This is a genomic window from Lunatimonas sp. (assembly GCF_020832325.1).
Classification (GTDB): domain Bacteria; phylum Bacteroidota; class Bacteroidia; order Cytophagales; family Cyclobacteriaceae; genus Lunatimonas.
In genome coordinates this window covers 178,603-184,852 of record NZ_JAFIEU010000017.1, presented here as the reverse complement: position 1 = coordinate 184,852, position 6,250 = coordinate 178,603, and the positions used below count along the sequence as shown (strand labels likewise).

Below are 6,250 nucleotides of genomic sequence, written 5' to 3'. Positions count from 1 at the left end.
TCAAGGCTTGGCTCAGGGGTACCCACCATTCGGTGATGAACCTGCAACCCTATATAAACGAATATACCTACCGGTTCAACCGACAAAAGATGAAGGAAGGGATATTTGAGAATTTAATCGTCAGGATGCTGGGAAAGCCTCCATACCCCTATAAAGAGTTTATTTATTAAATGCCTAATTCAATTACGGTATTAACCTTGTATGCTCCTATGTCCACAACTTTAAACTATTAAAATTATGACCTAAATTCCTCGAACTTACACTTTTATCGGCGACCCAATTTAAATTCACATTGAGCTAGTCTGCTTCTAATAGCTTAAAAACCATACAAACCACATTTTAAAACAATCAATTGCCCATTTTCAGCAACTCCAATTAGCTGCAGACCTTGAGCCTTTATACATATTAAAACTAAATATACTTGAGACATACTTTTAAAACAAGTATCCTTTAAAAATGTTGGATCAAAATTTCTATTAATAAAAAAATATAATTTAATTATTTTTTTTATTATATAATACATATTTAAAACCTTACTAATAATAAAGATAAAATACTACATTTTTATGTTATATTTTAATTTCATAATATTAATTTTTTAATATTTTTAATATTAAAAAATTAATATTATGAACAAGTGGGTCATCACTTGGAAACGTACCGAAAACGGCTAAGCATATTTTCATTTTGTACTACCATACTCTATATCCGTTACGGATTATGTGCTCGAAGTACCTAATTCAGGCTTCAATGCCCCGCTTTCTATTTCCCGATTTTTTGCCAATCCATCGCCTTAAACAGCTGACCCAGGCTATTCAACACATTTTCAACCACCTCCTCGTTTTCTACCGGCAATTTAAAAAATGTCTGCCCGGTTTTTTCGTTCTTTTCGGTAAACGTTTGGGCTAGTTGCTTTGTCATCTTAGGGTCCGCAAAAGCCTTTGCCAACTGTACCATCCAGTCAGGCGTGCCACTACCTGGGCCAGACTCTTCTACAGGCGACCACTTTTTGGAGGCCTTTGGTGCTTCATCGTCAAACAGCCCCATCTGCTTGCCATCAAATCCAAGGTTGCTCTGAGAGTCAGGCGTTCTCTGGTAAGTCTCTTTTAGTTCTGCGGAATCCTCCGTCTCTGGTAAGAAAGTCTCACGAGGGATCTCGTCAACCACAGACTCAACACTATTCATAAATTGACGGAACCTGTCCTCCTGCATCATGATCGCATCATCTCCCCCATCCAGCACTCCCTCTGCCATGCTAGACTTAAACCGGAGCACGTCCAACATACGGTGCTCAATGGTTCCGTTTGAAACCAAGTTAATGATATTGACTTTCTTTTTCTGGCCCATGCGAAAAATCCGTGCTATCCGCTGTTCCAATACGGCTGGATTCCATGGAATGTCCAGATTTATCAGATAAGCCGCAGATTGAAGATTCAGGCCAACCCCTCCCGCATCGGTACTAAGAAACACCCTAGAATCGGGGTCGTTCATAAAATTATCCAAAAGATCTCTCCGATCTTTGGAAGGAATACCACCATGCAGATTTTCGAATCGGATTCCCAAATCCTCTAGTTCTTTAGCAACTAACCTGGTCATTCGCTCCCACTGACTAAAGATAACCACCTTTTCCCCCGATATTTCAAATATTTCTTCAAGTATCCCCATAAGTTCTGAGATTTTGGTGTCGTGCCGGGTCTTTTGATCCAAGACAAAAGTGCTGTCGCAAACCATACGCATCATATTGAGGTTAATCATCAGTCGCTGTCGGTCCTTTTCAGGTAGAAACCCCATCTTACGCCATCTATTCACCAAGCGACAGACTGTATCGTAACATTCATCATGGGCAGCCTGCTGTTCATCGGTCATAGGCACAAAAAGATTCTTGTCCTGCCGGTCGGGCAATTGCCGCAATACTTTCTTTTTGGTCCTGCGGATCATTAAATCAGCCAAAATCTCGCCAACTTGATTGAGGTCTTTGTATCCGATCACTTTGGTTGTCTCTGGATCGGTAATCTGATGGTTATACAGGAAACGAAACAGTGCGCCCAGTCGAAAAGGATCAATAAACTGAACAATGGAATACAGCTCCTCTAATTTATTTTCAAGAGGCGTTCCGGTGAGGACGATCGCATACTCAGAAGATAACTTTTTGATATTCTGCGAAATTTTGGTCTTCCAATTCTTTATCCGCTGAGCTTCGTCGAGAATAATCAGGTCAAATCCTGCTTCATTGATTTCCTTTAGATCGTAGCCGATAATGTGGTGGCTAACTATTTGATATAGAGTAGAGTCGTTGGCATATTGTTCCAAGCGCTTCAGCCGGTTTCCTTCAATGACCTGTACAGAACTTTCCGTAAACTTCTCGATTTCTGACTTCCACTGATACTTCAAAGAGGTGGGGCAAACAACCAGTACCTTCTGAACATGAAACTCCCTATGAAAGACTTCGGTAGCTGCAATGGCCTGAATGGTTTTACCCAGTCCCATTTCATCTGCGATAAGCACTCTACCGGATTCGAGGGCAAAACAAACACCCTCTCTTTGGTAGGGATGGAGTGTAGCTTTGATGTACTTTGCAAGCATCCCTTCATCGATCGCCTGCTTGTGATTGGCGATCCAAGCCTTTCGATTGACCTTTTCCCGTAAACCGATAATATATGACATAGCATCCTCGTAGCATCGGAAATCTGGATCCAATTGTTTAGCTTCCTGAATAAACACATCAAATGATTGAAGACCAGACACCTTCATACTTCCATCGGGATGAAAATAGGACTTGCTTAAAGACTTCATTTTCTGGTTATTAAGCGTCCCAATCCGAAGCATGACTTTTCTACCCTCACTGGTGTATTTCAAGAAAACCGAACTGTACGCAGGCGCAAACTGCTCGGTTTTATATCGCTTTTTTAGGTCTCTTTTTTTGCATATTTGAAGGAGTACAGCCTCAATATGTTTACAGGTACCCAACCCATTGGTCTTAAAATCATAGCAGGCACAGAAATTGTTGTTTTGTCCAGCTATCACTTGATTTGGGTTACTACGTATCGCCACTTTGTAAGTACTTCCGGAATGGAGGTTCTTCACTTCATAATCCGAAAAGACAGGCTCTGATCCCAGATTGGTAATTTCGAAGGATTGTATGCCAGCAAATTGTCTTCGCAGCCCTTCCTGCCATTGGTCCAACGTAAGATTTTCGGGCTTTCGGTGGTAAGGAATAGATGGCTTTTTATTCCGGTTTGCTGCGTATTTTTTCGGTTTTGATTTTGACGTGTTGGCCATGTAGCAGATAGGTTAACATAAAGATTGAATACGTATAATCAAATGTCCAGCTAAAACTAAGTAATAGTTTTAGCTGGCGCAACGCATTTATAACTAGAAATCGCTGAAAAATGATGATCTTTAAAGTCCCAGCTACGATCCAAAATTTTCGCAAACTACATTGTAGCGGTAATTCCAAGCAGTCTGAATTGAGACTACAGGACAAAAATTCTGTAGCCCTACCGTATGATGGATTGTCAAAAAAATTGCACTTTTGTTTCTGGTTACGTGAAAACTCACGACATTAGCGTCAGTTTAAGAGTAATTCTAGATTACTTGGACTAAATGGAAAGGATACTAACCTGTGTAAGCAGGTTAAAGACTTTGGTTTCTGTACGATTTCTTTGGGATAAGCGATCTTTTTCAAGTACCCGACGAAAAGCCTAATCGACTATTGGATGATCACAACACCGACCAAAAGATTAAGGGAGATAGATTTTTTAAGAGGAATGGCGATAATACTGGTATTGCTGCGGCATAAATACCTCTTTCCATTTACTACTAATATGGGTTGGATTGGAGTAGACTTATTCTTTACCCTAAGTGGATTTCTCGTTTCTGGACTATTGTTTAAAGAATATTTGAGATTTGGCGATATTCACCCAAAGAGATTCTTGATCAGGAGAGGATTCAAAATCTACCCAATTTACTATTTGTTTTATGCATTCTACCTAATACCCATTTTTCTGGCGGATAATTTCAGCCTAAAGGGATTTCTTTCGGATATGCTTTTTGTTCAAAACTATGTTATCGGCTGGGGATATGCCTATCCTGCAAGTTGGTCATTGGCTGTGGAAGAACATTTTTACGTTGGGCTTTCCCTCATTCTTTGGTGGGGGATTAAGTATAAGACAACCAATCGAATGCACTATGAAAAACAAATAAAAAGGGGATTGACAGCAGAAAGAATACTGTGCTCGATATTGTGCACCTGTCTAATTCTTCGGTTGGCCAGCAACTTGATGTTTCCTGACCAAGACGCCAGACACACCACGATGACCCACTTACGAATGGATTCGCTGATAGCTGGTGTATTTATCTCCTATCTCTACTATTTCAAAAGAGCGAAACTTGTTAGCGTATTTTACACCTATAAAAAACGCCTTTTTGCCCTCGCTGGTATCGGATTGATATGGACACCGTTTATCGACCCTATACCATCATTCTTCGTAAAAACCATCGGATTCACGCTATTGTACGTTTCATTTGGTATTATTCTGATCTACTTCATCACTACGCCTAGAGTGAACGAGCACATTAACAGGATTTTTGGGTCGGTAACCGTTGATTTGATAAGTAAAATCGGGTATTGTTCCTATTCGATTTACGTAATACATACGCTAGCGAATTACCTCAGTTATGAAGTATACTCAAACTTAAATATTGCCTACAATCACTACATTGACTTCCTTCTTGCAACAAGTGCTTCTGTGATTTGTGGGATGCTTATGACCTATTATGTGGAAGACTATTTTCTAAAAATTAGAAATCGGTACTTTCCAAGTAGAGTGCAATGAAACAAACATGGTCAATTAGACCATTCACTACCGTAAAAACCGGCCCTCACCCAGCGAGATTCCCAGAATCGAATTTACCAAGGATAGAATCAGGCTAAATAATAAGGCCCACCAAAAACTGTCTACCGTAAATCCGCTGACAATGGATGCGGCAATGAGTACCAGCACTGCGTTGATCACCAGCAAAAATAATCCCAGCGTAACCAAGGTGATGGGAATGGTCAAAAAGATCAAAATTGGCTTGATCGTAATATTCAGTAGCGCCAATAACGCAGCAATGATGATACCCGTCAGGTAATCATCCACCTCTATGCCCGGTAATATATAGGCTGTAAAAATCACCGCCAGGCCGGCGACTACCAACTGGAAAAGAATTCCAAGTATTTCTTTTGGCTTGCTCATAGTACTGATATCGATGTGACGTGATTTTTTCCAATGAATGTGCAAAACGTGTACCTCAACCCCTAAAATATGAGATATATCACTTTCTACGAAAAAAACCGCTGATTTTTTCTTCGTAAATGCGCAAAGACCTTAACTTTACAGGGTTAATTAGTAAACGTAATTCATAACAAAGTGATTCTAATCGTTCTCTTCCTCCTCCATTGGTATTTCTCTCTCTTTTGTCAAAGCTTCTTTCTTCACCGATACGCCGCTCATCAGATGTTTTTGATGAATAAGTTCTGGGAAAAGTTTTTCTACATATTCACCTGGATCTGCCAAGGGTCTTCGTACCTTTCGCCAAGAGCCTACGCAATCCTTCATCGTATGCACCACGCATACAGCGACACACCTAAAGACCCCCACAGCCCCCATCATACCGAAAATCTCTTCACCATGATGTGGAAGACAAAAAAGATATACAACGACCACTTTACCTTCCGGGTGAAGCCGGAGGAGCGCTTTTCTAAAGATGTGCCAGATTGGAATAAATTTGACCTTTTTGCAGATACCATGGTTGTCCGGGTAGGATGGGCCTTAGTCTACGTCCTGATCTACGTGCTTAGCATTAGCGTATTTGAACTTGCTGGTACCCACTGGTGGATGTATTTCATGCTCCCTCTACATTTTATGATGGGTCCGGTCCACGGTGCCATCGTTAACTGGAGCGGTCACAAATACGGTTACGCCAACTTTGATAATAATGATAAGTCGAAAAACTCCTTGTTCTTGGACTTTTTGATGCTCGGTGAACTATTTCAAAACAACCACCACAAACTACCGAAGCGCCCTAACTTTGCGGTAAAGTGGTACGAATTTGACCCCACGTACCCTATAGTGAAGCTTCTGCACGCTTCCGGTATCATAAAATTGAAAACAGCATAACCTTTTAAGTCACCAAATAAACCACCAAATCGGTGGTTTATTTATTTTTAGATATTATTGATTTAAAAATTCTCCAGTTTTTGGCTTTA

General features: G+C 40.5%; 4 protein-coding genes and 1 pseudogene. 3 read left to right on the top strand and 2 right to left on the bottom strand.

Annotated features, from left to right (window positions below; translation table 11 throughout):
* Nucleotides 1-170 (top strand): annotated as a pseudogene (locus JJU34_RS06660) (IS1595 family transposase); the annotation flags it as partial.
* Nucleotides 171-762: 592 nt separating this feature from the next.
* Here the strand turns inward: JJU34_RS06660 and JJU34_RS06655 are convergent.
* Nucleotides 763-3,279: a DEAD/DEAH box helicase gene (locus tag JJU34_RS06655; RefSeq protein ID WP_228691549.1), complete on the bottom strand. Its 2,517-nt coding sequence runs from the start codon at nt 3,277-3,279 to the stop codon at nt 763-765.
* Between the two features lie 437 nt (nt 3,280-3,716).
* Between JJU34_RS06655 and JJU34_RS06650 the strand changes: the two genes are divergently transcribed.
* On the top strand, nt 3,717-4,835 hold the full coding sequence (locus JJU34_RS06650) for an acyltransferase (RefSeq protein WP_228691548.1): 1,119 nt from the start codon (nt 3,717-3,719) through the stop codon (nt 4,833-4,835).
* 27 nt (nt 4,836-4,862) lie between these two features.
* On the opposite strand, the gene JJU34_RS06645 is transcribed toward JJU34_RS06650, so the two are convergent.
* On the bottom strand, nt 4,863-5,237 hold the full coding sequence (locus tag JJU34_RS06645; RefSeq protein ID WP_228691547.1) for a phage holin family protein: 375 nt from the start codon (nt 5,235-5,237) through the stop codon (nt 4,863-4,865).
* 174 nt (nt 5,238-5,411) lie between these two features.
* On the opposite strand from JJU34_RS06645, the gene JJU34_RS06640 reads away from it, so the two are divergent.
* Nucleotides 5,412-6,161 carry a fatty acid desaturase gene (locus JJU34_RS06640; protein WP_228691546.1) on the top strand — a complete coding sequence of 250 codons (750 nt, stop codon included), beginning with the start codon at nt 5,412-5,414 and terminating at the stop codon, nt 6,159-6,161.
* Nucleotides 6,162-6,250 lie beyond the last annotated feature (89 nt).

Bases quoted from the DNA above. Each gene is read 5' to 3' on its own strand.
- JJU34_RS06655 (WP_228691549.1), bottom strand. From the start codon at position 3,279: ATGGCCAACACGTCAAAATCAAAACCGAAAAAATACGCAGCAAACCGG.
- JJU34_RS06650 (WP_228691548.1), top strand. From the start codon at position 3,717: ATGATCACAACACCGACCAAAAGATTAAGGGAGATAGATTTTTTAAGA.
- JJU34_RS06645 (WP_228691547.1), bottom strand. From the start codon at position 5,237: ATGAGCAAGCCAAAAGAAATACTTGGAATTCTTTTCCAGTTGGTAGTC.